The sequence below is a fragment of the Streptomyces zhihengii genome (assembly GCF_016919245.1).
In the GTDB taxonomy this organism is placed as follows: Bacteria; Actinomycetota; Actinomycetes; order Streptomycetales; family Streptomycetaceae; genus Streptomyces; species Streptomyces zhihengii.
Window position 1 is genome coordinate 247836 of record NZ_JAFEJA010000002.1, and the last position, 26199, is coordinate 274034.

Here is a 26199-nt window from a genome sequence, read left to right on the forward strand (position 1 = left end):
CCGCACCCGCGGCGGGCGCCTGCTTCCGAACTCGATCAGCAACGTCCAAGGAGAGACATGAGCGGCAAGGGCGCGCCCGTACTGAGCGTGAAGAACTGCGGTGACCTGCGGGTGGCGGTCGTCGCGGCCCAGTGGCACGAGAAGATCATGGACGGTCTCGTCGACGGCGCCCTGCGCGCCCTGCACGAGCTGGGCATCGACGAGCCCACCCTGCTGCGCGTCCCCGGCAGCTTCGAACTGCCCGTCGTCGCCAAGGTCCTGGCCGGCCGCGGCTACGACGCGATCGTCGCCCTCGGTGTCGTCGTCCGCGGCGGCACCCCCCACTTCGAGTACGTGTGCCAGGGCGTCACCCAGGGCCTCACCCAGGTGTCGGTGGACACGGGCGTCCCCGTCGGCTTCGGCGTGCTGACCGTCGACACCGAGGAGCAGGCGCTGGACCGGGCCGGCCTGGAAGGGTCGAACGAGGACAAGGGGCACGAAGCGGTCACCGCCGCCGTGGCGACCGCGACCATCCTGCGTTCAGTATCTGAACCCTGGCGCTGAGGGGAGCCCACTTCCGCGTAGGGTGGGAGCACCATGTCCAAGAAGACGTTCGAGGAGCTCTTCGCCGAGCTCCAGCACAAGGCCGCGACCGGCGACCCCGCCACCTCCCGTACCGCCGAACTGGTGGACAAGGGTGTGCATGCCATCGGCAAGAAGGTCGTCGAGGAGGCCGCAGAGGTCTGGATGGCCGCCGAGTACGAGGGCAAGGAAGCCGCCGCCGAGGAGATCTCCCAGCTGCTCTACCACGTCCAGGTGATGATGGTGGCGCGCGGGATCTCCCTCGACGACGTCTACGCCCATCTCTGAGCCCGTCCGCCCGTCCGTCACGCGAACACCCCCGCGCGAAACAACCGTCACGCGAACGAAGGAAGCCCGTCTCATGCTGCGCATCGCCGTCCCCAACAAGGGTTCACTGTCCGGACCTGCGTCGGCGATGCTCCATGAGGCCGGCTACCAGCAGCGCAAGGAGTCGAAGGAACTCGTCCTCGTCGACCCCGAGAACGAGGTCGAGTTCTTCTACCTGCGCCCGCGCGACATCGCGATCTACGTCAGCTCCGGCCGCCTCGACATCGGCATCACCGGCCGCGACCTGCTGCTCGACTCCGGGGCGAGCGCGGAGGAGATCCTCCGGCTCGGCTTCGCCCGCTCCACCTTCCGCTACGCCACCCGGCCCGGCACCGCGCAGGGCGTCGAGGACTTCGGCGGCATGACGATCGCCACCTCCTACGAGGGCATCGTCGCCAAGCACCTCGCCGACAGCGGCATCGACGCCTCCGTCGTCCACCTCGACGGTGCCGTCGAGACGGCGATCGAGCTGGGTGTCGCCCAGGTCATCGCCGATGTCGTCGAGACCGGCACCAGCCTGCGCAACGCCGGCCTGGAGGTCATCGGCGAGCCGATCATGACCTCCGAGGCGGTCGTCGTCCGGCGCACCGGCGCCGACCCGGAGCACGCCAGGGTCCAGCAGTTCCTGCGCCGCCTCCAAGGCGTCCTGGTGGCCCGCAGCTACGTGATGATGGACTACGACTGCCGGGTCGAGAACCTGGAGCAGGCCGTCGCCCTCACCCCGGGCCTGGAGTCGCCGACCATCTCCCCGCTGCACCACGAGGGATGGGTGGCCGTCCGCTCCATGGTCGCCGCCAAGGAGGCCCAGCGGATCATGGACGACCTGTACGCCCTGGGCGCGCGGGCCATCCTGACCACGGCCATCCACGCCTGCCGGCTCTGAGGGACGGACGCACCGACACCATGTCCACCCCCGCCACGCCGGCCCCCGCCCTGCCGGTGACCTTCCGCCCCACGCGCACCAGGATCGTGCTGCTCGGAGTCGGTTCGGTGATGTGCGCCGTGATCATCGCCGTCACCCTGCTCCTCGACCGGCTCAGCACACCGGAGCGGATCAGCTTCGTCTTCGTCGCCCTGCTCTTCTTCGGGGTGCTGGCACTGCTCAGCCGGCCGAAGGTGGTCGCCGACGAGGACGGGGTGACGGTCGTCAACCTCACCCGTACGCGCCGGCTCGCCTGGGCCGAGATCCTGCGCGTCAACCTGCGTCCCGGCGACCCCTGGGTCTTCCTGGACCTGAGCGACGGCACGAGCATGCCCGCGCTCGGCATCCAGCCGGGTGTCGCCCGGGCACAGGCCGTCCGGCACGCCCGAGCCCTGCGCTCCCTTGTCGACACGCGGAGCACCGGCGCCGACGCGCGCTGACCCGGCCGCCTTCCCCCGCCCGCCCGCCCGGGGTCTCCCGCCGCCCGGCTGCGTTCTGCCGCCCCGAGGTCCTCGGCCCTCCCGCCCGGGGTCTCCCGCCCGGGGTTTCCGGCTCGCCGCCCGCCGCCCGGCACCTCCGCACGGAGGTCCGGCGGCGGGCGTCCGCCGGTGTGACGCCGGGAGCCGTCCGGGCCGTGCCCCATTACTCTGGTGCGCGGCGGCGCCCGGTGCGCCCCGCCCCGCCCATGCGGCCCGTCCGGGCCGGCGGGGTTCTTCCCACGACCCGAGGAGTGACTCCCTCCGGCAATGGACGGATCGTCCGGTAGTACCTGCGCCGCCCCCTCCCCGGAGGCGGCGGCATGATCATCCCCCTGCTGCTGCTCTCCGCGGCACTTCTTCTCATCCTGGCCAACGGCTTCTTCGTGGCCGCCGAGTTCGGCCTCGTCACCGTCGAGCGCCCCGAGGCCGAGGCCGCCGCCGGTGCGGGCGACCGCCGGGCCCGCCGGGTCGTCGCCGCGCTGCGGGAACTGTCCTTCCAGCTCTCCGGCACCCAGCTCGGCATCACCGTCACCTCCCTGGTCGTCGGCATGCTCGCGCAGCCGGCGCTGGCCCGGCTGCTCGACGCCCCGCTCGGCGCGGCCGGCCTGCCCGAGGGCGCCGTGGCGACGGTCGCCGTGATCGTCGGCATGCTGCTCGCCTCCGCCGTCCAGATGGTGATCGGCGAGCTGGTCCCCAAGAACTGGGCGGTGTCCCGCCCGCTCCAGGTCGCCCGGTTCGTGGCCGGCCCGCAGACCGTGTTCTCGGCCGCGCTGCGCCCCGTGATCACCCTGCTCAACGCGGCCGCCAACCGTCTCGTGCGGCTTCTGGGCGTCGAGCCGGCCGACGAGCTGGCGTCCGCCCGGACGCCGGGCGAGCTGGTGTCGCTGGCCCGCCACTCGGCCCGGGCCGGCGCGCTGGAGCAGGACACCGCCGACCTCTTCGTCCGGACCCTCTCGCTCGGCGGTCTCACCGCCCAGCACCTGATGACCCCGCGGGTGAAGGTCGCCGCCCTGCACGCCGACGCCACCGCCGCCGACGTCCTCAACCTCACGCGGGCCACCGGGCTCTCCCGGTTCCCGGTCTACCGTGCGGGGATCGACGACATCGTCGGCGTGGCCCACCTCAAGGACGCCCTGGCCGTGCGGGCCGGCGAACGGCAGCGGGTCGCCGCCGCCCGGGTCGCCGTGGCCCCGCTGCTGGTGCCCGGCACCCTGCCCGTGCAGCAGCTTCTCGAACGGCTGCGCACCCAGCAGCCGATGGCCGTCGTCGTCGACGAGTACGGCGGCACGGCGGGCGTGGTGACCCTGGAGGACATCGTCGAGGAGCTCGTCGGCGACGTCCGGGACGAGCACGACCGCGAGGCCGACGAGCGCCCCGAGCTCGTGCCCGCCCCGCCCGAGGACGGCCGGCCGGCCTGGGACGCCGACGGGAGCTGCCGGGTGCTCACCCTGCGCAGGACCGGGCTCGACGTGCCCGACGGGCCGTACGAGACCGTCGCCGGGCTCGTCGCGGACCTCCTCGGCCGCATCCCCGTCCCCGGCGACCGGGCCGAACTGCCCGGCCTGCGCCTGTCGGTGCGCCAGGTGGGGCGCTACCGGGCGGAACGCGTGCGGCTGGTCCGCACCTGTGACGCCCCGGCGGCCCGGGCGGTGGTCCGATGAGCGCCCTGATGCTGCTGTTCGCGCTGCTGCTGGTGCTGGCGAACGGCTTCTTCGTGGGGGCCGAGTTCGCCCTGGTGTCGGTGCGGCGCAGCCAGATCGAACCGCTCGCCGCCGCCGGCTCCGGCCGGGCGCGGCAGGTGATGCACGGCCTGGAGAACCTGCCGCAGATGATGGCGGCGGCCCAGTTCGGCATCACCGTCTGCTCCCTGACCCTGGGCGCGGTCGCCGAACCGACCGTCGCCCGGCTGCTGGAGCCCGTCTTCCACTGGGCGCGGGTGCCCGACGGCCTGGTCCACCCCCTCGGGTACGTGATCGCGCTCGCGATCGTCGTCTGCCTCCATCTGGTCATCGGCGAGATGCTTCCGAAGAACCTCGCGATGGCGGCTCCCGAGCGGACCGCGCTGTGGCTCAGCCCCGGTCTCGTCGGCTTCGCCCGGCTGTGCCGTCCCGTCACCGCGGCCCTCGACGCCTGCGCCAAACGGGTCCTGCGGGGCTTCGGGGTGGAGCCGAAGGACGAGGTCGACGCCGTCTTCACCAGCGACCAGCTCGGCCGCCTCGTGGAGGACGCCGGTCAGGCGGGACTCCTGGAGCCGGCCGAGCAGGAACGCCTGGAGGACGTGCTGGAACTGGGCAGCCGTCCGGTCAGCGAGGTGCTGATCGCCCGGGGGGAGCTGGTCACCGTGGAACCGTCGGTCACACCGCGCCAGGTGGAGGAGCTGACCGTCCGCACCGGGTACTCCCGCTTCCCGGTCCGCGCGGACGGCTCCGGGCCGTTCATGGGGTACCTGCACGTCAAGGACGTCCTCGACGCGGAGGACGCCGACCGCGCCGTGCCCCAGCACGTCTGGCGGCCGATGGCCACCCTGCGGGCCGAGCTGCCGCTCGACGACGCCCTCACCGTGATGCGCCGGGCCGCCACCCATCTCGCCGAGGTCGCCGACGCCGACGGCCGGGTGCTCGGTCTCGTCGCGCTGGAAGACGTGCTGGAGAGGCTGGTGGGAGAGGTCCGCGACCCCGCCCACCGGGTCACCCTCACCCGCGTCCCCCGGTCGGCGCCCACCGGCACCGCGCTGGCGAGCTGACCGGAGGCGGCGGGGTGCCGGTCCGGCTCCCCGCCGCCTCCGTGTCCGTCACGGGCCCGCGGCCCCCCGGCCCGCGATCAGGGGTCCAGCGGGTCCCTGGCGGCCGGGCCGCGGCCGGAGAGGACCTCGCCGTACGCCTGCATCAGATCGGGCAGCCGCAGCGTCGCCAGGTCCTCGCGGCCCGGGGTGCCCGGGTACAGCGACAGGCGCAGGTCCCGGTAGGCGCAGCTCTTCTCGTACAGCGTCCGCAGGAAGCGCCCGTTGCCCAGTTCGTCGATCCAGCCCTGGTCGACGACATGGCCGCTGATCGAACGCAGCTCGTCCCGGGCCTCCTCGTCCCACACGTCGCCGTTCTCGGCCGCGAGCACCCCGCCGATCGCGGTCAGCTCCAGCGGCCGGTAGGACGGGAAGTCCACCCGGGTGGTGAAGCGGGACGAGAGCCCGGGATTCGCCGCGAGCAGGCGGTCCATGCCCTCGGGGTAGCCTGCGAGGATCACCACGAGATGGTCGCGGTTGTCCTCCGCGCGCTTCAGCAGCACCTGGAGCGCCTCGTCGCCGTAGGCGTCACCCTTGCTGTAGCCCGAGTTGGACAGGCTGTACGCCTCGTCGACGAAGAGGACGCCGCCGAGCGCGGAGTCGATCAGCTCATTGGCCTTCACCGCCGTCTGGCCCAGGAACTCGCCGACCAGGTCCGCCCGCTGGGCCTCCACCAGATGGTCGCCGCCGAGCAGCCCGAGCGCGTAGAACACCCGGCCGAGGATGCGCGCGACGGTCGTCTTGCCGGTGCCGGAGGGGCCCGAGAAGACGAAGTGGCGCTTCGGCGGCTGCACGGGGAGCCCCTGGCCGGCCCGCAACCGGGCCATCTCCAGCTGGGCGGACAACGCCTTGACCTGGCGTTTCACCGGTTCCAGGCCCACCATCCGCTCCAGCTCGGACAGTGCCTCGGCCAGCAGCACCGGATCGGTGGGGCCGGAGGGGAAGGGCGGTGGAGCGACCGGCCGTGCCGCGCCCCTGCCGTGCCGTAACGGCTCCCTCGGCGGCGTCACGCCGCCCGGCGGCTGTGCCCCGAGGTCGTCGAGCTCCCCGAAGTCGACGAGGTCGCCGGACCCCTCGCCGGCCGGCCGGTCCGCCGCGAACGGGCTCTCCGACTCGGAGCGCAGATCGGCGCGGTCGGCGCCGAACCCGGCCAGCGAGACGGCGGCCAGTCCCGCGGGGTCGTCGGGGCCGTCGTAGCCGTCGTACTCGGCGATCGCGGCCAGCCGTGCCGAGGTGTCCATGAAGGCCGGGTCGACGCGGTGCACCGCCCGGTAGAGGGGGAGCGCGGCGGCGCTGCGCCCGGTGCCCTCATGGGCCCGGGCCAGCCAGTAGCGCAGCTCCTTGCGCTGCGGCTGCTCGCTGCGGCAGCGCATCAGGGCCGCCGAGAGCATGGGCTCCGCCTGGCCGTACATCTCCAGCCGCACCCGGGCCATGCCGCCGAACAGACCGGCCTCGATCCCCAGCAGGGGGTCGTCGACGAGCGGCTCGGTGTGGCGCACGAGCTGGTCCCAGTCCTTGACCAGGTACGCGCGGCAGGCGTGCAGGAAGCGCACCTGGGGGTCGGTGTCCACCGGCGGCAGTCCCGCCAGCGCCCGGTCGAGCTCGGCCACATGGCGGCCGTCCAGCCAGTGGGAGGCGTGGGCGAGCAGCAGGTCCCGGCTGCTCTCCAGCACCGGCTGCACCCACCAGCCCAGCCAGTACCAGGAGTTCAGGGTGCGGCGGTGCCGGGCGCGCTGCTCGCCGAAGCGGTCGCGGTGGCGGTACATGTGCAGCAGCGCGGTGGTCGTCTCGGCGCGCAGCGCGTGCAGTCCGAGCCAGGCGTCCGCCATGCCGGGGTCGAGCGCCACCGCCCCGCGGAACTCCTCCTCGGCCTGCGGATAGGCGCCCATGGTGCAGGCGTCCACCCCGCGCAGCCAGGCGAGTTCGGCAGGTGTGCGTGCGCCGTGCGTGCCGCTGTCCACAGGGTCCCCCACCATCCCCCCACAAACCGTGCACCAGTGTCGTCGCGTGGGGGGCGCCCGCCGGCGGCGATCGGAACGAGCGTGCCGCGGAAGGGAATTGAGCCCACCGGGGTGCATGCTACCTGCGCAGGGTGGCGGGCTTAAGGGCGCGAGGGGCAGCCCGACCATGGTTACCCAGGGTAAGAATCGGGCGGCGCGATGTACGCGCGAGGGGAAAGAAGGCAGAACGAAGCCCCCGATCACGGGGGAACAACCGGGGGCTTCGCGTCTGCGGCGGCTTCGAAAAGCCGCACATTGAGAACGTAAGACCTGTAAGCCCCCTCGGTCAAGCGGAGTTGAAGCCGCTTTGGGGTCCCGTTCGAGGCCCGGAATGTGTCCGGAATCAATCGGTCACGCTGGGTGATGTCCAGGGCGTTCGGCCGGCCCCATGGGCGAGCGGCAGCCACTCGTACCCCTCACGGCACTCCCGTACCAGCAGATCGGCGTGAGACCGGGACGGGTCCGCCGAGAAATGGCGTGACTCCGCCGCCGTCCAGCCGTCCCAGAAACCGGCCAGGCCCGCTCCGTCACGGGTCCGGCCCCGCTCCCAGGAGTCCTCGGCGGCGCGCTCCATCCACAGCAGCGCCGCCAGATGCGGCCGCAGCGCCCGCCGCCCGGCACCCACCCCCTCGACGAGGACGAGGGGAGCGGCGGGCAGCGGCCGGGGGTCCGTGAAGCGCCGCAGATTCCAGTCGTACGGGTGAAAGTGGGCCGTACGCCCCGCGGAGAGCGGCTCGATCACCTCGCGCCGCATCCGGCCGGTCCACGCGAACAGTTCGTCGTGGCTCGCGAGGTCGTCGAGGTGGAGCACCGGCACCTCCTCGCCGCAGGCCCGGGCGAGCCGCGCCGCGAAGGTCGTCTTGCCGGAGCCCGCGTGGCCGTCGACCGCGATCAGCCGCACCGGCCCGCACGACGGCGCGAGCGTGCCCAGCGTGGCGGCGAGGTGTCCGAGATCCTTCATGGCCACCAGCGTAAGGACCCTGATCGCCGCAGGTCATCCGTGGTGCCGTCGAAGCCGTGCCTTCAGTGGACCAGACCAATATTGCTCGCCCGACGCGGCTCCGAAGTGCTGGCCGCCCGCCGCCGCAGCCGGGATAGTGGCCCCCACTGTCGAGCACCCGACTTGGGGGTCCCATGGCCAGACCCGCTTCGCGCAGAACCGTCATCGGCGCCGCCGTCGCCGCCGCGAGCGCCGGAGCCCTGGGCTCCGCGGCGCCGGCCGGTGCGGCGGCCCCGCCCCGGGCTGCCCCCGCCGCCGCCCGCACGGTCGACAACCGCTTCTGGACCACCTACACCGACTGGCGCTGCGGCGACGCCGCCGGCGTCCGGGCCGTGGCCGGGCAGCGCCCCGGGATCGTCATCGGCACGCCCGCCGGCGCCACCGAGTACACCGACCCGCACACCGGGCGCACGGAGAGCTGGGAGTACGCCGCCTGGACCTCGCCGGAGCACCGCTCCACGGTGCCCGCCACCGAGCTCGTCGCCTCCTGGAACGCCGCCACCCCGGCCGGCACCTGGATCCGCACCGAACTGCGCGGACGCTACTCGGACGGCGGCGAGACCCCCTGGTTCGTCCTCGGGATCTGGGCCTTTGGCGACGGCGACATCCGGCGCACCTCGGTCGACGGCCAGGGCGACGGGAAGGCGTCGGTGTGGACGGACACCTTCGCCGTCGACGACGCGGCGAGCGGGCTGCGCCTCACCTCCTACCGGCTGCGGGTCACCCTGTACCGCAGGCCCGGCACACGGCTCACGCCCACCGTGTGGCGCCTCGGGGCGATGGCCTCCGACGTCCCGGACCGCTTCGAGGTGCCCGCCTCGGTCCCCGGCGCGGCCCGTGAGCTCCTCGTGCCCCGCTACTCGCAGAACACCCACGTCGGCCAGTACCCCGAGTACGACAACGGCGGCGAGGCGTGGTGCAGCCCCACCTCCTCCCAGATGATCGTCGAGTACTGGGGCCGCAGGCCCACGGCGGAGGAACTGGCCTGGGTGAACCCGGACTTCGACGACCCCCAGGTCTGCCACGCCGCCCGCTTCACCTACGACCACCAGTACGCGGGCTGCGGCAACTGGCCCTTCAACGCCGCCTACGCCGCGACCTACCGGGACATGAACGCCGTCGTCACCCGGCTCACCTCGCTGACCGACCTGGAGACACTCGTCCGGGCGGGCATCCCGGCCATAACGTCGCAGTCCTTCCTCAAGGAGGAGCTGACCGGCGCGGGGTACGGGACGTCCGGCCATCTGATGACCGTCGTCGGCTTCACCCCCGCCGGGGACGTGGTCGCCAACGACCCCGCCTCGCCCAGCAACGAGGCGGTGCGGCGCGTCTACCGGCGTGCCGAGTGGGAGCGGATCTGGCTGCGCACCAAGCGGTACAACGCGAGCGGCAAGGTCGTCTCCGGCACCGGCGGCATCTGCTACCTGTACTGGCCCGCCAGGCCGACGGCGGCCCAGCGCAAGGCCCTCGCGGCCGTCGGCGTCCACTGACGGCACGGGCCGGGCCCGCGGGGGCGTGACGAACGTCTCTACCCCGCGGCCCGGCCCGGCTGGCACTGTGGTGGGGCCAGAGATGGCCCAGGGGGATCCGACGCCGACCGATCGAGAGCACCATGACTTCGACCGCCGCCACCGCAGCCGCCGCCCGCACCGGACGCCTCACCCGCACCGGAGGGCCCGACGGCCCCGCGGTCCTGGAACACGTCCTCGGCTGGACCCTGGTGGTCGTGCTGGCCGTGCTCATCACCCGCCTCGGCCTCCTCTGAGGCGCCGCCGACCCCGGCCCGCGCCCCCGCACGCCCCCTGTGCCGCGCCGTCGGCACTCCCATGATCGACAAGCTGTCCGGTACCTGGTGACGGCAGCCCGCCGATCGGGCATACTCGACGCGCCACAGCCGCCAACCAGCCTCTTTCGTGATCCGGAAGGGCAGCATCGGCCTGGCAGGACAACCGGCGGCGCGCCCCGACACCCTGCGCGCGCGACCGCCGCAGCGCCCGACAGGGAGGAGTGCGCCGCAATGCCAGACCGTGCCCCGCAGCCGGTGGACCGTCAGCTGCCCACCGATGAGGCCAGGGATCTGATCGCCCTGGTCCGTGACATCGTCCAGCGGGAGATCGCTCCCCGCGCGGCCGAGGAGGAGGAGGCCGGTCTCTTCCCGCGCGAGGTCTTCCGGCTCCTGTCCGGTTCCGGCCTGCTGGCCCTGCCCTACGCCTCCGAGTACGGAGGCGGCGACCAGCCCTACGAGGTCTACCTCCAGGTGCTGGAGGAACTGGCGGCCGCCCGGCTCACCGTCGGCCTCGGCGTCAGCGTCCACTCCCTCTCCTGCCACGCCCTCGCCGGCTACGGCACCAAGGAGCAGCGCGCCGAACACCTGCCGGCCATGCTCGGCGGCGGTCTGCTCGGCGCCTACTGCCTCTCCGAGCCCGCCTCGGGCTCGGACGCCGCTTCGCTGCGGACCAAGGCCGTGCGCGACGGCGACGACTGGGTCCTGACCGGCACCAAGGCGTGGATCACCCACGGCCCGGTCGCCGACTTCCTCACCGTGCTCGCCCGCACCGGCGTCGAGGGCGCGCGGGGGATCACCGCGTTCCTGGTCCCGGGCGACGCCCCCGGGCTGAGCGCCGCCGTGCCCGAGAAGAAGATGGGCATGAAGGGGTCCCCGACCGCCCAGCTCCACTGCGACGGGGTGCGGGTGCCCGACTCCCGCCGGATCGGGGACGAGGGCCAGGGCTTCGCCATCGCGCTCTCTGCCCTGGACTCGGGACGCCTCGGCATCGCCGCGTGCGCCATCGGCGTCGCGCAGGCCGCGCTGGACCAGGCCGTCGCGTACGCCACCGACCGCACCCAGTTCGGCCGTCCGATCGCCGACTTCCAGGGGCTGCGCTTCATGCTGGCCGACATGGCCACCCGCATCGAGGCGGGCCGCTCGCTGTACCTGACGGCGGCGCGGCTGCGCGACGAGGGCAGGCCGTTCTCCCGGCAGGCGGCGATGGCCAAGCTGTTCTGCACCGACGCGGCCATGGGCGTCACCACGGACGCCGTGCAGGTGCTCGGCGGCTACGGCTACACCCAGGACTTCCCGGTCGAGCGCTACATGCGCGAGGCGAAGGTCCTGCAGATCGTCGAGGGCACCAACCAGATCCAGCGCATGGTCATCGCCCGTCACCTCGCCGGGCCCGAGACGCGCTGAGGCGCCCGTCCCACGCCGCCGGCGCCGCGAGCCTGCTCCACTCGGGATCGCGGCGCCCGGGCAGGGTCTGCCCGCGGCTCGCCCAGAGCCGCAGCAGGTCGCGGTAGATCGGCGGATCGGCGCGGACGGCGGGGTCGGCGGGATGTGCGTCGGCGCGGACGGCGGCGTCGGCGCGATGCGGGTCGGCGCGCACCGCCGGGCCGGCCGGGTGCGGATCGTGGTGGACCGTCGGGCCCACCGGACGGGGATCGCGGCGGACCGCTTGGCCGGCCGGGTGCGGAACCGATTCTTCGGATGCCGGGGCGACAAGCCGCCGCCGACCGCCGCGCCCCGTCGAGGAGTACACCAGTCTCATGCCGGGCCAACGCGCGCGCCCGCGTGCGGGTCACCGCCCGCGCGAATCGCGCGCCAGTCCGGACCGTACGCGCCCCGCCCGCAGGCGCCCCCCCGCCGAGCACTGCGGACCGCGACCCTTCGCGGTCCGCAGACGACGGCTCGCGGCTCAGGCGGCCTGTTGCAGCGGCACCATCTTGATCGGCCGCGAGCCGGGGCCGCCGACGTGCGAGAACGGCTGGGTGCGCCAGTCCAGGCCCTGGGGCAGCGTCAGCAGCACGGCGTCGTGCTCCTGCAAGGTCAGGTGCTCGTCGGCCGGACGCGCGTCCGAGGAGGGGCGTCCGGTGCCCGCGCACTCGGTCAGCCCGAAGGGGTTCCACCGGGTGGGGACCCGGGCGTGCTCCGGGAGCAGCTCCTCGTCGGCGAGAAGGGCGATCGGCTGGGCGCAGTCCGGGCAGAGGACCCGGTACATCCCGAAGGTGTCGTACGCGTCGAAGCCGTCGGACTCGTCGGACTCGGCAAAGTCGGCCGAATCGACGGGCTCCGGTTCGGCGCGGCCGTCGTGCTTGGACTTCTGCATGGAGAATCTCCCCCTCGGATGGGCCGATCAGGCGCTTGTGGCCTCGACCACAGCAAGCACTTCCCCTCCGGCGGGTCGGGTAACCGTGAGGTCACGACGGACCGTTGGGCAAACCTGTGGTGTTCGTCACACGGCGTCCCCGGTTCCGGTGCGGTGGCGGCTCCGGCCTGCCCGGCGGCCCCTCCCGCCGCCGGTTCCGCCCGCCCCGGACTGTGCCGCGGGCACCCCGGGGCAATAGGTTGATCCGCATGGAGGAGCTGGATCGGCAGATCGTGGACTTGCTCGTCAAGGACGGGCGGATGAGCTACACCGACCTGGGCAAGGCCACGGGCCTGTCCACGTCGGCCGTGCATCAGCGTGTCCGCCGCCTGGAGCAGCGGGGCGTCATCCGCGGCTACGCCGCCGTCGTGGACCCCGAGGCGGTGGGCCTGCCGCTGACCGCGTTCATCTCGGTCAAACCGTTCGACCCCAGCGCTCCGGACGACATCGCGGACCGGCTGGCCGGCGTCCCCGAGATCGAGGCGTGCCACAGCGTCGCGGGCGACGAGAACTACATCCTCAAGGTGCGTGTCGCCACGCCCCACGAGCTGGAGCACCTGCTCACCAGGATCCGCTCCCTGTCCGGCGTCTCCACCCGTACCACGGTCGTGCTGTCCACCCCGTACGAGGCACGCCCACCGCGTATCTAGGGCCCGAAGGGGAGACCTAGGCTGGGTGCATGACCGAGAGCACCGCCCTGAAGAGCGAACACCGCACCGTGCTGCTGCGCGGTGGAGAAGTCCACAGCCCCGCCGACCCCTTCGCCACCGCGATGGTCGTCGAGAAGGGACATGTCGCCTGGGTGGGCTCCGAAGGAGCGGCCGACGCCTTCGCCCCGGGCGTGGACGAGGTGGTCGACCTCGAAGGCGCCCTGGTCACTCCCGCGTTCACGGACGCGCACGTGCACACGACCGCGACCGGCCTCGCGCTGACCGGCCTCGACCTCTCGTCCGCCGCCACGCTCGCCGAGGCGGCCGCCCTGGTCCGCGCGCACGCACGGGAGCGCACCGCCGACCGCGTCCTGACCGGTCACGGCTGGGACGCCTCGCGGTGGCCCGAGGCCCGCCCGCCGCGGCGCGACGAGCTCGACGAGCTGACCGGCGGCCGCCCGCTGTACCTCACCCGGATCGACGTCCACTCCGCGGTCGTCACCACCGCGATGCTCGACCTCGTGCCCGGGGTGCGCGCGATGGACGGCTTCCGCGACGGCGAACCGCTGACCGGCGACGCCCACCACGCCGTCCGCGAGGCCGCCTACGCCGCCGTGTCGCCCGCCCAGCGCGCCGACGCCCAGCGGGCCGCGCTGCGCCGTGCCGCCTCCCTGGGCATCGGCACGGTCCACGAGTGCGGCGGCCCCCGCATCTCGTCGGAGGACGACTTCACCGGCCTGCTGGAGCTCGCCCGGGCCGAGCCCGGCCCCCGGGTCGTCGGGTACTGGGCGGACCGCGACGTCGAGCGCGCGCTCGCCCTCGGCGCGGCCGGCGCGGCCGGCGACCTCTTCGTCGACGGCTCCCTCGGCTCGCACACCGCCTGCCTCCACGAGCCCTACGCCGACGCCCCGCACACCGGCACGGCCCACCTGGACGCGGGCGACGTGGCCGCCCATGTCGTGGCCTGCACCGAGGCCGGCCTCCAGGCCGGCTTCCACGCCATCGGGGACGGGGCCCTCACCGCGGTGGCCGACGGCCTGCGTGCCGCGGCCGCGAAGCTGGGCCTCGCCCGGGTGCGCGCCGCCCGCCACCGCGTCGAGCACGCCGAGATGCTGACCCCCGAGACGGTCGCGGCCTTCGCCGAGTTCGGTCTCACCGCGTCCGTCCAGCCCGCCTTCGACGCGGCCTGGGGCGGCGACGACGGCATGTACGCCCAGCGCCTCGGCGCCGGCCGGGCCCGCACCCTCAACCCCTACGCCGCCCTGCTGCGCGCCGGAGTGCCGCTGGCCTTCGGCTCCGACAGCCCCGTCACCCCCCTCGACCCGTGGGGGACCGTCCGCGCGGCGGCCTTCCACCGCACCCCCGCGCACCGGGTCTCGGTCCGTGCCGCCTTCACCGCCCACACCCGGGGCGGCTGGCGGGCCGTGGGCCGCGACGACGCCGGAGTGCTCGTCCCCGGCGCCCCGGCGGACTACGCCCTGTGGAGCACCGGCGCGCTCGTCGTGCAGGCGCCGGACGACCGCGTCGCCCGCTGGTCCACGGACCCCCGCTCCGGGACGCCGGGTCTGCCCGACCTCACCCCGGGCGGCGAACTGCCCCGCTGCCTGCGGACGGTGGTCGCCGGTCACACCGTCTTCGAGGGACCGAACGGGTGACGTGCGGACATTTCGTCCCGTCCGCCGAGGCCCGCACCCGTCCGCCTCGACCTGCGGATCTTCCCGTCTGACCTGCTGGTTCGGCTGATTCCCGCTGGTGACACGACTGTTGACAGCGAGCGCCCACCGGCCGGTAGGTTCGGCCGGGTCCACCACAGGACGTCCGACCGGCACCGTCCACGCAGTCGCCGAACGCCTCTGGGTCATGGGGTGGTGTGCCGCACCGGCGCACCACCACTGGGAGCCAGGTCCAGCGCCAGCGCCTCGGAGACAGAGGGAAGGTTTCAGCCGGCCGGCGGGTGCGACCCGGGTGGGGCCCGGCGTTCAGTAGACAACGGCTCTCGGTCGACCCGCAGCCAGCGGGCCCCAGGTCGGCCCGAAGGACGCCGGGCCCGATCCGCAGTTCCCGCGGCGTGCGCCCCGTGATCCGCCGCCTCCATCCAGAGCGCCGCGGGCGCTCGCTATGGTGGGGACCTGCGTACGGACTTTAAGGGGCAGCAGTGAACGACGGTGGTGCGGTTCCCCATGGTGGACCCCAGGGGAGGCGGTACGGCCCGCTCGGCAGGGCGTTGGTGATCATCCCGACCTACAACGAGGCCGAGAACATCACCTCCGTCGTCGCCCGGGTGCGCGCCGCCGTGCCCGACGCGGACGTCCTCGTCGCGGACGACAACAGTCCCGACGGCACGGGCAAGTTCGCCGACGAGCTGGCCGCCACCGACGAGCAGGTGCACGTCCTGCACCGCAAGGGCAAGGAAGGGCTCGGCGCCGCCTACCTGGCCGGCTTCGACTGGGGCATCGAGCGCGGCTACGGCGTCCTCGTCGAGATGGACGCCGACGGCTCCCACCAGCCCGAGGAGCTGCCCCGGCTGCTCACCGCCCTCAAGGGCGCCGACCTCGTGCTCGGCTCCCGCTGGGTGCCCGGCGGCCGGGTCGTGAACTGGCCCAAGCACCGCGAGATGCTCTCCCGCGGCGGCAGCACCTACTCCCGGATGCTCCTCGGCGTCCCCATCCGCGACGTCACCGGCGGATTCCGCGCCTTCCGCGCCGAGACCCTCCAGGGCCTCGGCCTCACGGAGGTCGCCTCGCAGGGCTACTGCTTCCAGGTCGACCTCGCCCGCCGCGCGGTGGAGGCGGGCTTCCACGTCGTCGAGGTGCCGATCACCTTCGTCGAGCGCGAGCTCGGCGACTCGAAGATGAGCCGGGACATCGTCGTCGAGGCGCTGTGGCGGGTCACCGCCTGGGGCGTCGGCACCCGCGCGGGGCGCCTCCTCGGCCGGAAGCCGCCGGGGCACTGACCCGGGGCCCGGGGCACGGGGCAGCCGGCCACGGTCTCCGCTTCCGGGGTGCCGATCGCTCCCGGGGTACTGATCTCTTCCTTACGCCACCCCGGCGGCGGTCCAGGCACACTGGGGGCATGACGACCGGTGCACCCACCCCGACCGCCCGCGGGCGCTCACGCGCCCGCACGTTCCTCCCCCTCGGCATCGCCGCGTGGCTGGTCCTGGAGATCTGGCTGCTGACGCTCGTGGCGGGCGCGGCAGGCGGTTTCACGGTCTTCGCGCTGCTGGTGGCGGGGATCGTGCTGGGAGCGGTGGTGATCAAGCGGGCCGGGCGCCGCGCGTTCACCAACCTGACCGAGACGCTTCAGCGGCAGACGGCCGGCGGGGAGCCGTTCGACCCCAGGGCCCAGGCCCCGCGGTCGAGCGGCGAGGGCAACGGCCTGCTGATGCTCGGCGGGCTGATGCTGATGCTCCCGGGCCTGATCTCCGACGTCCTCGGCCTGTTCCTGCTGCTGCCGCCGGTGCGCACCCGGCTCAGCCGCTCCGTCGAACGCTCCCTGGAGCGCCGGATGAACGCGGCGTCCGCCGGGAGCTTCGGCGGCGCCTTCCAGCAGGCCCGGATGCACCGGCCGGACGGCAAGGTCGTCCAGGGCGAGGTGATCGTCCGCGACGACCCGCCCGCCGACGACACCCCGCGGCCGCCCCTCACCCCCTGAGCGACCGGCCGCTGCCGGGGCCGCGCCCCCGGCATCCGCCGCGGCCCGGACCGGAGTGCTGGGCACCCGGTCCGGGCCGCGGCGCATCCGACTGCGGCAGCACCGGCGTATCTTCCTGCGGCGCCGCCGGCGCCTGCCTTGGAGGCGGTGGGTGCGGGCAGCACAAACGGAGCCGCGGGCTGTGCGACACCTTCCGGTGTGTCACAGCCCGCGGCTCCGTGTGCGTGTGTGCCCGCGCGCGCCCTAGGCGGACTTGCGGCTGTCGCGCGGATGCACGGCGATGTTCATGGCGCCGGACCTGAGGACCGCCAGCCTCTCGGCCAGCACCTCCTCCAGCTCCTCACGCGTACGCCGCTCCATGAGCATGTCCCAGTGCGTACGCGCAGGCTTGCCCTTCTTCTCCTCGGGGCCGTCCCCGTCAACGAGGAGTGCCTGGCTTCCGCAGACCTTGCACTCCCACTCCGGCGGAATCTCCGCCTCGACCGAGAACGGCATCTCGAAACGATGCCCCTTCTCGCATGCGTACTCCACCGCCTGGCGCGGGGCCAGATCGATGCCGCGGTCGGTCTCGTAGCTGGTCACCACGAGGCGCGTGCCGCGAAGAGCTCGCTCACTCATGAATCGTGCCTCCCGGGCTTGTCGCCCACAGGACAGGTGTCGCTGTCGTCGTCATCCGGTCAACGTCCGGTCGGCGGTAAAGATTCCCGTTGCGGGTCATGCGTCGCCCGTCGTGCCGCCCCTTGTTCTACCCACCAGTGCCCGGTTTGTCACATCTGAACGCAGATGTCACCCAGCGTCTTTCATCATTGAGCACGCAGTAACGGTCCGCCTGGCAGGCCAAAGGCGTACACTACCGGCCTTCCGCATCCCCTGTCTAAATGCGCTCCGGCAGCGGGTTGCCCGCGGCGGCCGCCGCGCGCCGCACCGGCACCCGCGCCAGCAGCGCGAAGCCCAGTGCGAAGAAGATCACCAGAGAGATGATGGCATCCCGGTAGCTCCCGGTCAGCTGATACGCGAGACCGAACACCAGTGGCCCCAGCCAGCTCATGCCCCGGTCGCTCATCTCGTACGCGGAGAAGTACTCGGCCTCCTTGCCGCGCGGCACCAGATGGGAGAAGAGCGAGCGGGAGAGCGCCTGGCTGCCGCCCAGCACCAGGCCGATGCCCGCGGCGAGACAGAAGAACCACACCGGCGCCCCCGCCGGCAGGAAGTACCCCGCGGCCAGGATCACCGTCCACACGCCCAGCGAGGCGAGGATCGTGCGCTTGGCGCCGTAGGTCCTGGCCAGCCGCCCCATGCCCAGGGCGCCCGCCACCGCCAGCACCTGCACCAGCAGCACCGCGACGATCAGCGTCGTCTGGTCGAGGCCGAGCTCCTCCGAGCCGTAGACCGACGCCTGGGAGATGACGGTCTGGATCCCGTCGTTGTAGACCAGGTACGCCAGCAGGAACGACAGGGTCAGCGGATGGCGGCGCATGTCCTTGAGGGTGGTGACGAGCTGCCGCCAGCCCGAGCCGACCGCCCCCGCGCCGGCCGGCGACACCCGGCGGTCCCGCAGGCGGCGCAGCGGCACGATGCTCCAGGCGCCCCACCACAGGCCCGCCGACGCCAGGCAGATCCGGACCGCCTCGCCCTCGGACAGGCCGAAGGAGTCGTGGCCCGAGTACACGATCAGGTTCAGCACCAGGACCAGGGCGCCGGAGGTGTAGCCGAAGGCCCAGCCCTTCGACGACACGGCGTCCCGTTCCCCGGGCTCGGAGATCTGCGGCAGATAGGCGTTGTAGAGGACCATCGACACCGCGAGCGAGGCGTTGGCGACGATCAGCAGGAGCGCGCCGAGCAGATAGCGGTGGCCGTCCAGGAAGAACATGCCGGTGGTCGCGGCAGCGCCGACGTAGGCGGCGACGGCGAGCAGCGGCTTCTTGCGGCCCGTCCGGTCCGCCGCCGCGCCCGCGAGCGGCATCAGCAGGATCGCCAGCACCATCGAGGCGGAGACCGCGTAAGGGAAGACCGACCCGGCGCGCACGGGTATGCCGAGGGGGTGGACGAAACCGTCGGCGTCCGCCGCGGCCTTCGCCACGGAGGTCAGGTACGGGCCGAGGAACACCGTCAGCACGCTGGTCGAGTACACGGAGCACGCGAAGTCGTAGAAGTACCAGCCGCGCTGCTCCCGGCGCCGTTCGTCCCGGTCGCCCGTGCCCGCCTCCCGGCCGGCCGTCTCCGCCGTCATCCGCGCCCCCTCGCTCGTCCCCTGCCCAGGCGCGTCCGGACGGTCAGACCCACAGGCCGCGGTCGGTCAGCACGGTGCGCAACGTCTCCAGATGATCGGTCATGATGCCATCCACGCCAAGATCCAGGAGCCTGCCCATTCCCTCCGCGTCGTTGACCGTCCAGACGTGCACCTGGAGGCCGCGGGCGTGGGCCGCGCGGACGAAGCGCCGGTCCACGACGCGGACGCCGTACTCCTTCTCCGGCACCTGCACGCACACGGCTCCGTCGCGCAGCGGCGCCGGGAGTCCCAGCGACGCCAGGCGCAGCCCGACCACGCCCCGGACGCCGTAGGAGGTGGCCAGCCGGGGGCCGGCGAGCCGGGCCGCCCGGGCCACCCGGCGCTCGGAGAACGAGCCGACGCACACCCGGTCCCAGGCCCCGGTCCCGCGCACGAGCTCCACCAGCGGCTCCAGCGCCGGGGCCGCCTTGACGTCCACGTTCCAGCGGGCGTCCGGGAACTCCTCCAGCAGCTCCTCGAAGAGCGGCAGCGGCTCCCGGCCCGCCACCCGGGCCCGGCGCACCTCGCTCCAGGGGAGCGCGTCGATCCTGCCGCCGGAGTCGGTGACCCGGTCCAGCGTCGCGTCGTGGAACGCCACGAGCCGGCCGTCGCGGGTCGTGTGGACGTCGGTCTCGAAGTAGCGGTAACCGGCGTCCGCTGCCCGCCGGAAGGCCGCCGCGGTGTTCTCGATCCCGTCGGCGGCCCCGCCGCGATGGGCGAAGGCGAGCGTCGACGGGTGGTCGAGATAGGGGTGGCTTATTCGGATCACGGTCGCAGTATGGCCTGCCGGGGTGAAGCCCCGGCGACCACGGTGCTGCCCTGCTCCGGCGCGGGGACGGCGAACACCCGCAGGAAGAACTGCGCGAGGGGCCCGATGGCGAGCGCGTAGAGCACGGTGCCCGCGCCGACCGTGCCGCCGAGCAGGAAGCCGGTGGCCACGACCACCACCTCCAGCCCGGTGCGCACCAGCCGGATCGAACGGCCCGTCAGCCGGTGGAGACCGGTCATCAGCCCGTCCCGGGGGCCCGGCCCGAAGCGGGCCGATATGTAGAGGCCGGTGGCCGCCCCGTTCAGCACCACACCGGCGACGAGCAGCGGCACGCGCACCGCCATCGCCTCGACGCCGGGCACCAGGGCGAGCGTCCCGTCCATGGCCAGCCCGACCACGAACACGTTGGACACGGTGCCGAGGCCGGGCCGCTGCCGGATCGGGATCCACAGCAGCAGCACCACGGCGCCGACGATGATCGACACGACGCCGATGGAGATCCCGGTCCGCTCGGCGAGCCCCTGGTGCAGCACCCCCCACGGCTCCAGTCCGAGACCGGCGCGCACCAGGAGCGCCGAGCTGACGCCGTAGAGCGCGAGACCGGCGTAGAGCTGGAGCAGCCTGCGGGTGAGATGCGTGGGCACGAGGACCCCCCTGGTGGTAGTGGACCGATGCATGCCACTCTGTGGCTATGGAAAGAGTCGCAACCATGGCCAATTCGAGGAAGGTGGACTGACTTCCATGTCGCAGTGGACCTCGGCGGTGGGAGCGGCCCAGCTCGCCCGTCAGCTCAGCGCCCAGCAGCAGCGCCCCGCCGGGCCCGGCACCCGCCGCCCCCCGGCCTACCGCGCCCTCGCGGACGGCATCCGCCTGCTGGTGCTCGAAGGGCGGGTCCCGGTGGCCGCCCGCCTCCCCGCGGAGCGCGAACTGGCCCTGTCGCTCTCCGTCAGCCGCACCACGGTCGCCGCCGCCTACGAGGCCCTGCGCTCCGAGGGCTTCCTGGAGTCCCGCAGGGGAGCGGGGAGCTGGACGGCCGTCCCGGCGGGGAACCCGCTGCCGGCCCGCGGGCTCGAACCGCTGCCGCCCGAGTCCCTCGGCTCCATGATCGACCTCGGCTGCGCGGCCCTCCCGGCCCCCGAGCCCTGGCTGACCCAGGGCTTCCAGGGCGCCCTGGAGGAACTGCCCCCGTACGCCCACACCCACGGCGACTACCCGGCGGGCCTGCCCGCCCTGCGGCAGATGCTCGCCGACCGGTACACCGAGCGCGGCATCCCCACCATGCCCGAGCAGATCATGGTCACCACCGGCGCGATGGGCGCCATAGACGCCATCTGCCACCTCTTCGCCGGCCGCGGCGAGCGCATCGCCGTCGAGTCGCCCAGCTACGCCAACATCCTCCAGCTCATGCGGGAGGCCGGGGCCCGGCTGGTGCCGGTGGCGATGGCCGCCGGGCTCAGCGGCTGGGACCTGGGCCGCTGGCGGCAGGTGCTGCGCGAGGCCGCGCCCCGGCTCGCCTATGTGGTCGCCGACTTCCACAACCCCACCGGCGCGCTCGCCGACGACGACCAGCGCCGGGCCCTGGTCGAGGCCGCGCGGTCCGCCGGGACCGTCCTCGTCGTCGACGAGACGATGTCGGAGCTCCACCTCGACCCGGACGTCGTCATGCCCCGCCCCGTCTGCGGCTTCGACCCGGCCGGGTCCACCGTGCTCACCGTCGGCTCGGCGAGCAAGGCGTTCTGGGCCGGCATGCGGATCGGCTGGGTGCGCGCCGCGCCCGATGTGATCAGGTCGCTCGTCGCCGCCCGCGCCTACGCGGACCTCGGCACCCCCGTGCTGGAGCAGCTCGGCGTCAACTGGCTGATGCGCACCGGTGGCTGGGACAGCGCCGTGACCATCCGCCGCGAGCAGGCGAGGGAGAACCGCGACGCGCTGGTCTCCGCCGTGCGCCGGGAGCTGCCCGACTGGGAGTTCGACGTGCCCCGGGGCGGGCTGACGCTCTGGGTCCGCACCGGCGGCCTCTCCGGCTCGCGGCTCGCCGAGGTCGGGGAGCGGGTCGGCGTCCGGGTGCCGTCCGGCCCCCGATTCGGGGTCGACGGGGCGTTCGAGGGGTACGTCCGGCTGCCGTTCACCGTCGGCGGGCCCGTCGCCGACGAGGCCGCCGCCCGCCTGGCCGCCGCGGCGCGCCTGGTGCGGAAGGGCGCCTCCGCCGGCGCCGAGTCGCCCCGGACGTTCGTGGCCTGACGCACGAGGGCCGGGCCCCCGCGGTGCGGGGACCCGGCCGGTGAAGCGCTTCAGCCCTCGGCGGGGACGGCGACGGCCGCCTTGGTGAGCGCGGGCCGCGCCTCGGACGCCGTGTCCTCGCCGCTCTCACCGCTCTCGGCGTGCCCGTCGCTCTCGCCGTCGCGCGGCGGCAGCAGGTCCAGCACCGCCCGGCGGTGCTCCTCCGCGGTCGTGTCGTCGTACGGGTCGGGGGTGGCCGGGACCTGGATCCTCAGCACCTCGCCGGTGCCGAGCCTGGCGTACCCGCGGCCGGGCGGGACGGCGCCGGCCGGGGTGGTGCACGGGGCGGCGCCCAGCACGGCCGCCACCTCGTCGAAGGGGACGGGGCCCAGCACGACCCGGGCCCTGGTGTGGGTGCGCACCGTCTCGGTGAGCGCCCCGGCGCCGTCGAGCTGCTCCGCGACGACGACGGTGACCTGGGCGGCCCTGCCGTGCCGCAGCGGCACCTGGAGGAGCTCCTGCGGGTCCATGTGGCCGTCGGCCGCCGCGAGGTGCCCGAGGGTGCCGGGCCGGTCCACCAGGATCCACAGGGGGCGCCGGGTGTCCTCGGGTGCGGGCTGTCCGGCCTGCCGGGCGCGGTTGGCGGCGATCAGCCGGCGCTCCGTCTCCTGGGCCGCCCACTCCAGGCCCGACAGCGCCCCGGCCGGACCGCACTCCACGCCGAGGACGCCCGGCCGCCCGGCGAAGGAGGCGAACTCGCCGGTGCCGGCGCCCTCGACGATCAGGACGTCCCCGTGGCGCAGGGCCTGGAGGGCGATGGAGCGCAGCAGGGTCGTGGTGCCGCTGCCCGGGTCCCCGAGGACCAGCAGGTGCGGCTCGGTGGAGCGGGGGCCGGTGCGCCAGACGACGGGCGGCGCCTGCTCCGTGCCGTCGGACGCGGTGACCGGGACGGTGCGCTGGACGGAATCGGGGTCGGTGAAGCCCAGCACCGTCTCGCCGGGCGAGATGACGAAGGGCTGCGCCGCGATCGCGGTGGACAGGGCGGGCAGCACGCTCATCAGCAGGGTGTTGCCCTCCTCGTCCCAGACGAAGCGGTACTCGCGGCCCCGTCCGGACTTGGCGTGCAGCAGGCGCTCGATCCGGTCGCGGGAGGCGGCCTCGGAGTCGGTGAACCAGGCCGGGTAGCTCATCCGCAGCCGGGTGAGGCGGCCGTCCTCGTCGAACTCGTAGGCGCTGAGGGCCTTGCTCCACTCGCCGCCGTGGGCGAAGAGGGGAGCCGGGTCGCCCTCGGCCGAGAAGTACGGCACGAGGGCCTCGTAGAGAGCGGAGAGGCGGGCGATCTCCGCGTCGGCGGGGCCGGTTCGCACCGGCACCTTGACGCGGCCCGCCCAGGCGGCCGCGGCCATCACCGTGATCAGGGCGATCAGGGGCCCGTACGGGATGAGCGCGACCACCAGGACGCAGGCCGCCACAGAGAACAGGCTGGGACCGCGCCGTTCCTTGGGTGTGGCGGCCCACTTGGTGCGGGCCATCGCGGCCAGCTTCCGCAGACCACGGCCGACCGTGATCAGGGGATGGAGGACATCCGTGGCGCTGTCGGCGGCCGTGCGCGCCAGCTCCCGGCTACGGGCGAGCTGTGCGCTGCCGCTGGTCAGAATGCGGGGGAGTGGTCGCCGGGCCACATCTGTCTCCTGACGTGCTCGTCGGTCGTACGGGTGTCAGAACTTGATCCCGCCCAGCAGCCCGGCGAGGCTCGTGGTGCCCGCCGTGATGCTCGGCGCGATCGCGGTGCCCGCGAGGAAGAAGCCGAAGAGCGCGGAGACGAACGCGTGCGACGCCTTGAGCCCGTCCTTCCGGAAGAAGAGGAAGACGATGATGCCGAGCAGCACGACGCCTGACATGGACAGGATCATGAGGTTCTCCTGGGTGAGGGGACATTCACCATGAGTTCTTCCATCCTTACGGAAAGTATCTATACGACAAAAGGTGCAAATGAGTGAATTTCTGCCTGTTTCACTCGAATGGGTGGCGACTGCGCCCGGGCCGGCGCGCGCCCCGCACCCCGAGGCGGCACAGTTCCTCCGGCGCAGTCCGGGCCCGCGGCGGCGTCCCCGGGGCCGCCCGGCCCCGGGCAGTACCCTGTCGGTTCACTCGTACGGCCGCTCCCGCCGTGCGACCCAGGTCAACGTGGTGAAAGGCGGTCCGTCCGATGAGCGAGGTCCCGGACTCCGAGGTGATCGAACTCGCGACCAAGGTCTTCGACCTGGCGCGCCGCGGTGAGACCGAGACGCTCGCCGCCTATCTCGACGCGGGCGTCCCCGCCGACCTCACCAACGACAAGGGCGACACCCTCGTGATGCTCGCCGCCTACCACGGCCACGCGGCCACCGTGGAGGCGCTGCTCGCCCGCGGCGCCGCGGCCGACCGCGCCAACGACCGCGGCCAGACGCCGCTCGCGGGCGCCGTCTTCAAGGGGGAGGACGCCGTCATCCGCGTCCTCCTCGACGGCGGCGCCGACCCGCAGGCGGGCACACCGTCCGCCGCGGATACCGCGCGGATGTTCGGGAAGACGGACCTCCTGGAGCTGTTCGACGGCCGCTGAGCGCCCGTCGCGCGGCTCCGGCCCGGCGGCCCGCCCCGCCGCCGGGCGAGGGCCCCGCACCCGCCCGCGGCCCACCGGCGGCCGGGCGGCCACCCACCGGCGAGGACGCCGTAAATGTGGTCGCGGTGGCGAAATGCGTCGGTCATCATGACGTCAGCCCTGTCCCGGACCTCATCATCCGGGAATTCCCCTGGGGCACCGAAGAGAGGCAGAGAAGATGATTCACACCGAGCAGAAGACGCGTCGTACGACGGGCGGACCGACCTGCTGCTGCGTGGCCTAGGCATGTCAGTCCCCGGTCGCGTCGACAGCTTGATGTGAGGCTCTCCCCATGTTCGATCCCGTCATAGCGCCGAGCGGTACGCTGCTCGGCCTGCTGCAGAGGGGCCGTGGCGACGGCACCCTGCACGCCCTGGCCGCCCCGCGCGCGGACGCGCTCGCGGCCCTCGACCACTGCGTGGTCGACGACCCCCGCCACGACTGGCAGGTCGAGAACCGCTCCCTCTACTACGCACGCCTGTACCTGGACCTGCACGGTTCGCTCGGCGGCATCGAGCGGCACCTGACCGCGAGCTGCGACCTCGTCGAGACCGACGAGACCCGCACCGGTCTCGCCCTCGCCGTCCTCGGCCACCTCGCCTCCTACGGCAGGGGCGACGCCCTCGCGCTGCTCCGGCGGTACGCCGCGAGCGGGGCCAACTGGGAATGGGCGCTCGACGAGCTCGCCCTGCGCGACGACGACACCGGCCTGCGGGCCCTCGCCGTGCCGGTGCTCGCCCGCTTCCCGGCCACCCCCGAGGGCGACGCCGCGCTCGCCGCCGCCGTCCGCGACGCCTTCGAACCCCGGCCCTGGCGGCTGTGGGAGGAGGACCCCCGCGCCTTCGTCGGCCCCCGGATCAGGGCCGCCCGCGAGGCGGGATCCTTCGACCGCTGGCAGCGCCAGATGCGGCCCAGCGGCCCCCGGCCCGGGTGGAGCGTCCAGGCGGTGTTCGACTGGGCGGACGACGGACTGGAGCGCGGCACCGCGCGCCACGTCCCCGCCGCCCGCTGCCTGGCCGCCGTCGCCGGTCCCGAGGACCGCGCCGAGATCGTGGACGCCGCACGCCACGGCACCGACGGCGCCCGCTGCGCCGCCCTCCACTACCTCGCCGACACCCAGGACCCCTTCGTCCTCGACCTCGTCGAGGCGGCCGTCACCGACGGCTCACGGGTCGTCGCCGACGCCGCCGTCTCCGCGTTCGAGCGGATGTGCGGGGACGAGGCCGTGGACCGGGCCCGGGGCTGGGTGCACCGCCCGGACGCGCTCGGCGCCTCCGCCGCCGGCGTCCTCGCCTGCAAGGGCACCGCCCGGGACGCCCACCTCGTGCTCGGCGCGCTGCGCGACACCGTGCGCGCCGAAGGCCCCGACGCCCCCGAGCTGTGGGCCCTCGTCGACGGCGCCGGCCGCCTCGGCATCGCCTGCGCGGCACCCGTCCTGCGCCACGTCTACCGCGAGACGACCTCCTCCCGTCTCCGCGGCCGGACCGCCGCGGCACTCGCCGCCACCGACCCCTCCTTCGCCACCGGCTTCGCCGTCGAATGCCTCTGGGACTGCGAGGAGACGACCCGCGAGGTCGCCGCCCTGCACGCCGAGACCGGGGACGTCCGCGTCGCCGAGCGGCTGCGCAGGCTCGCCGCCGACCCCGCCGAGGAGGCCGAGGTGCAGACCGCCGTGCGCAGCAGGATCGGGCCCGACATGCCCGCCGTGTGACGAACCCCCGGCCGCCCCGGCGGCCGGGGCACACAACGCTCATGGGACGTTCCACGGGCGGAAAGATCCACGTCG

At 73.8% G+C, this 26199-nt stretch carries 25 protein-coding genes; 16 read left to right on the forward strand and 9 right to left on the reverse strand.

Annotated features, from left to right (window positions below; all coding sequences use genetic code 11):
- Positions 1-57: 57 nt before the first annotated feature.
- The 6 genes from ribH to JE024_RS29335 all read left to right on the forward strand — a co-directional run bounded on the left by ribH (position 58) and on the right by JE024_RS29335 (position 5032).
- A complete protein-coding gene (gene ribH / locus JE024_RS29310; RefSeq protein WP_205376982.1) occupies positions 58-543 on the forward strand; it encodes a 6,7-dimethyl-8-ribityllumazine synthase in 486 nt (161 codons plus the stop codon).
- A gap of 33 nt (positions 544-576) precedes the next feature.
- On the forward strand, positions 577-849 hold the full coding sequence (locus tag JE024_RS29315; RefSeq protein ID WP_147990811.1) for a phosphoribosyl-ATP diphosphatase: 273 nt from the start codon (positions 577-579) through the stop codon (positions 847-849).
- 73 nt (positions 850-922) lie between these two features.
- A complete protein-coding gene (hisG, locus tag JE024_RS29320; protein WP_205376983.1) occupies positions 923-1771 on the forward strand; it encodes an ATP phosphoribosyltransferase in 849 nt (282 codons plus the stop codon).
- 20 nt (positions 1772-1791) lie between these two features.
- The gene (locus tag JE024_RS29325; protein ID WP_205376984.1) at positions 1792-2250 is read left to right on the forward strand and encodes a PH domain-containing protein; all 459 of its coding nucleotides are present in this window, start codon (positions 1792-1794) and stop codon (positions 2248-2250) included.
- Between the two features lie 359 nt (positions 2251-2609).
- Positions 2610-3950, forward strand: a complete 1341-nt coding sequence (locus tag JE024_RS29330) for a hemolysin family protein (protein WP_205376985.1) — start codon at positions 2610-2612, stop codon at positions 3948-3950.
- Positions 3947-5032 carry a hemolysin family protein gene (locus JE024_RS29335; RefSeq protein ID WP_205376986.1) on the forward strand — a complete coding sequence of 362 codons (1086 nt, stop codon included), beginning with the start codon at positions 3947-3949 and terminating at the stop codon, positions 5030-5032. Before JE024_RS29330 ends, JE024_RS29335 begins: the two co-directional genes overlap by 4 nt.
- A 77-nt stretch (positions 5033-5109) precedes the next feature.
- Here the strand turns inward: JE024_RS29335 and JE024_RS29340 are convergent, their stop codons facing one another.
- Entirely contained in the window at positions 5110-7044 is a 1935-nt protein-coding gene (locus JE024_RS29340) for an AAA family ATPase (RefSeq protein WP_205376987.1), read from the reverse strand.
- Between the two features lie 367 nt (positions 7045-7411).
- Positions 7412-8029 carry a uridine kinase family protein gene (locus tag JE024_RS29345; RefSeq protein ID WP_205376988.1) on the reverse strand — a complete coding sequence of 206 codons (618 nt, stop codon included), beginning with the start codon at positions 8027-8029 and terminating at the stop codon, positions 7412-7414.
- 173 nt (positions 8030-8202) lie between these two features.
- Between JE024_RS29345 and JE024_RS29350 the strand changes: the two genes are divergently transcribed.
- From JE024_RS29350 to JE024_RS29360, 3 genes are all read left to right on the forward strand, one after another.
- On the forward strand, positions 8203-9558 hold the full coding sequence (locus JE024_RS29350; protein WP_205376989.1) for a C39 family peptidase: 1356 nt from the start codon (positions 8203-8205) through the stop codon (positions 9556-9558).
- Between the two features lie 122 nt (positions 9559-9680).
- Positions 9681-9833, forward strand: coding sequence for an SCO1431 family membrane protein (locus JE024_RS29355; RefSeq protein WP_205376990.1), 153 nt, complete (start codon positions 9681-9683; stop codon positions 9831-9833).
- A gap of 252 nt (positions 9834-10085) precedes the next feature.
- Entirely contained in the window at positions 10086-11258 is a 1173-nt protein-coding gene (locus tag JE024_RS29360) for an acyl-CoA dehydrogenase family protein (RefSeq protein WP_205376991.1), read from the forward strand.
- A gap of 502 nt (positions 11259-11760) precedes the next feature.
- Here the strand turns inward: JE024_RS29360 and JE024_RS29365 are convergent.
- Positions 11761-12171: a hypothetical protein gene (locus JE024_RS29365; protein WP_205376992.1), complete on the reverse strand. Its 411-nt coding sequence runs from the start codon at positions 12169-12171 to the stop codon at positions 11761-11763.
- Between the two features lie 248 nt (positions 12172-12419).
- On the opposite strand from JE024_RS29365, the gene JE024_RS29370 reads away from it, so the two are divergent.
- The 4 genes from JE024_RS29370 to fxsA all read left to right on the forward strand — a co-directional run bounded on the left by JE024_RS29370 (position 12420) and on the right by fxsA (position 16514).
- Positions 12420-12860, forward strand: coding sequence for an Lrp/AsnC family transcriptional regulator (locus JE024_RS29370; RefSeq protein WP_147990823.1), 441 nt, complete (start codon positions 12420-12422; stop codon positions 12858-12860).
- Positions 12861-12889: 29 nt separating this feature from the next.
- Positions 12890-14515, forward strand: a complete 1626-nt coding sequence (locus JE024_RS29375; RefSeq protein WP_205376993.1) for an amidohydrolase — start codon at positions 12890-12892, stop codon at positions 14513-14515.
- A 500-nt stretch (positions 14516-15015) separates the two neighbouring features.
- Positions 15016-15813 carry a polyprenol monophosphomannose synthase gene (locus tag JE024_RS29380; RefSeq protein ID WP_205376994.1) on the forward strand — a complete coding sequence of 266 codons (798 nt, stop codon included), beginning with the start codon at positions 15016-15018 and terminating at the stop codon, positions 15811-15813.
- A gap of 119 nt (positions 15814-15932) precedes the next feature.
- The gene (gene fxsA / locus JE024_RS29385; RefSeq protein ID WP_205376995.1) at positions 15933-16514 is read left to right on the forward strand and encodes an FxsA family membrane protein; all 582 of its coding nucleotides are present in this window, start codon (positions 15933-15935) and stop codon (positions 16512-16514) included.
- A gap of 243 nt (positions 16515-16757) precedes the next feature.
- Here the strand turns inward: fxsA and JE024_RS29390 are convergent, their stop codons facing one another.
- The 4 genes from JE024_RS29390 to yczE form a co-directional block, all read right to left on the reverse strand.
- Positions 16758-17132, reverse strand: a complete 375-nt coding sequence (locus JE024_RS29390) for an RNA polymerase-binding protein RbpA (RefSeq protein WP_026278069.1) — start codon at positions 17130-17132, stop codon at positions 16758-16760.
- 256 nt (positions 17133-17388) lie between these two features.
- Positions 17389-18744, reverse strand: coding sequence for an MFS transporter (locus JE024_RS29395; RefSeq protein WP_205376996.1), 1356 nt, complete (start codon positions 18742-18744; stop codon positions 17389-17391).
- 43 nt (positions 18745-18787) lie between these two features.
- Entirely contained in the window at positions 18788-19552 is a 765-nt protein-coding gene (locus tag JE024_RS29400; RefSeq protein ID WP_205376997.1) for a glycerophosphodiester phosphodiesterase family protein, read from the reverse strand.
- Entirely contained in the window at positions 19549-20229 is a 681-nt protein-coding gene (yczE, locus tag JE024_RS29405; RefSeq protein ID WP_205376998.1) for a membrane protein YczE, read from the reverse strand. The genes JE024_RS29400 and yczE overlap by 4 nt, the downstream gene beginning before the upstream one ends.
- 64 nt (positions 20230-20293) lie before the next feature.
- Here yczE and JE024_RS29410 point away from each other — a divergent pair, with 64 nt between their 5' ends.
- Positions 20294-21793, forward strand: a complete 1500-nt coding sequence (locus JE024_RS29410) for an SCO1417 family PLP biosynthesis transcription factor (protein WP_205376999.1) — start codon at positions 20294-20296, stop codon at positions 21791-21793.
- A gap of 50 nt (positions 21794-21843) precedes the next feature.
- Here JE024_RS29410 and JE024_RS29415 read toward each other — a convergent pair whose 3' ends face one another.
- Positions 21844-23454, reverse strand: a complete 1611-nt coding sequence (locus JE024_RS29415; protein WP_244883254.1) for a hypothetical protein — start codon at positions 23452-23454, stop codon at positions 21844-21846.
- A 36-nt stretch (positions 23455-23490) separates the two neighbouring features.
- Positions 23491-23685, reverse strand: coding sequence for a hypothetical protein (locus JE024_RS29420; RefSeq protein ID WP_147990831.1), 195 nt, complete (start codon positions 23683-23685; stop codon positions 23491-23493).
- Between the two features lie 296 nt (positions 23686-23981).
- Between JE024_RS29420 and JE024_RS29425 the strand changes: the two genes are divergently transcribed.
- Positions 23982-24374: an ankyrin repeat domain-containing protein gene (locus tag JE024_RS29425; RefSeq protein ID WP_205377000.1), complete on the forward strand. Its 393-nt coding sequence runs from the start codon at positions 23982-23984 to the stop codon at positions 24372-24374.
- 331 nt (positions 24375-24705) lie between these two features.
- On the forward strand, positions 24706-26124 hold the full coding sequence (locus tag JE024_RS29430) for a HEAT repeat domain-containing protein (protein ID WP_205377001.1): 1419 nt from the start codon (positions 24706-24708) through the stop codon (positions 26122-26124).
- Positions 26125-26199 lie beyond the last annotated feature (75 nt).

Bases quoted from the DNA above. Each gene is read 5' to 3' on its own strand.
- ribH (WP_205376982.1), top strand. From the start codon at position 58: ATGAGCGGCAAGGGCGCGCCCGTACTGAGCGTGAAGAACTGCGGTGAC.
- JE024_RS29315 (WP_147990811.1), top strand. From the start codon at position 577: ATGTCCAAGAAGACGTTCGAGGAGCTCTTCGCCGAGCTCCAGCACAAG.
- hisG (WP_205376983.1), top strand. From the start codon at position 923: ATGCTGCGCATCGCCGTCCCCAACAAGGGTTCACTGTCCGGACCTGCG.
- JE024_RS29325 (WP_205376984.1), top strand. From the start codon at position 1,792: ATGTCCACCCCCGCCACGCCGGCCCCCGCCCTGCCGGTGACCTTCCGC.
- JE024_RS29330 (WP_205376985.1), top strand. From the start codon at position 2,610: ATGATCATCCCCCTGCTGCTGCTCTCCGCGGCACTTCTTCTCATCCTG.
- JE024_RS29335 (WP_205376986.1), top strand. From the start codon at position 3,947: ATGAGCGCCCTGATGCTGCTGTTCGCGCTGCTGCTGGTGCTGGCGAAC.
- JE024_RS29340 (WP_205376987.1), bottom strand. From the start codon at position 7,044: ATGGTGGGGGACCCTGTGGACAGCGGCACGCACGGCGCACGCACACCT.
- JE024_RS29345 (WP_205376988.1), bottom strand. From the start codon at position 8,029: ATGAAGGATCTCGGACACCTCGCCGCCACGCTGGGCACGCTCGCGCCG.
- JE024_RS29350 (WP_205376989.1), top strand. From the start codon at position 8,203: ATGGCCAGACCCGCTTCGCGCAGAACCGTCATCGGCGCCGCCGTCGCC.
- JE024_RS29355 (WP_205376990.1), top strand. From the start codon at position 9,681: ATGACTTCGACCGCCGCCACCGCAGCCGCCGCCCGCACCGGACGCCTC.
- JE024_RS29360 (WP_205376991.1), top strand. From the start codon at position 10,086: ATGCCAGACCGTGCCCCGCAGCCGGTGGACCGTCAGCTGCCCACCGAT.
- JE024_RS29365 (WP_205376992.1), bottom strand. From the start codon at position 12,171: ATGCAGAAGTCCAAGCACGACGGCCGCGCCGAACCGGAGCCCGTCGAT.
- JE024_RS29370 (WP_147990823.1), top strand. From the start codon at position 12,420: ATGGAGGAGCTGGATCGGCAGATCGTGGACTTGCTCGTCAAGGACGGG.
- JE024_RS29375 (WP_205376993.1), top strand. From the start codon at position 12,890: ATGACCGAGAGCACCGCCCTGAAGAGCGAACACCGCACCGTGCTGCTG.
- fxsA (WP_205376995.1), top strand. From the start codon at position 15,933: ATGACGACCGGTGCACCCACCCCGACCGCCCGCGGGCGCTCACGCGCC.
- JE024_RS29390 (WP_026278069.1), bottom strand. From the start codon at position 17,132: ATGAGTGAGCGAGCTCTTCGCGGCACGCGCCTCGTGGTGACCAGCTAC.
- JE024_RS29395 (WP_205376996.1), bottom strand. From the start codon at position 18,744: ATGACGGCGGAGACGGCCGGCCGGGAGGCGGGCACGGGCGACCGGGAC.
- yczE (WP_205376998.1), bottom strand. From the start codon at position 20,229: ATGCATCGGTCCACTACCACCAGGGGGGTCCTCGTGCCCACGCATCTC.
- JE024_RS29410 (WP_205376999.1), top strand. From the start codon at position 20,294: ATGTCGCAGTGGACCTCGGCGGTGGGAGCGGCCCAGCTCGCCCGTCAG.
- JE024_RS29420 (WP_147990831.1), bottom strand. From the start codon at position 23,685: ATGATCCTGTCCATGTCAGGCGTCGTGCTGCTCGGCATCATCGTCTTC.
- JE024_RS29425 (WP_205377000.1), top strand. From the start codon at position 23,982: ATGAGCGAGGTCCCGGACTCCGAGGTGATCGAACTCGCGACCAAGGTC.
- JE024_RS29430 (WP_205377001.1), top strand. From the start codon at position 24,706: ATGTTCGATCCCGTCATAGCGCCGAGCGGTACGCTGCTCGGCCTGCTG.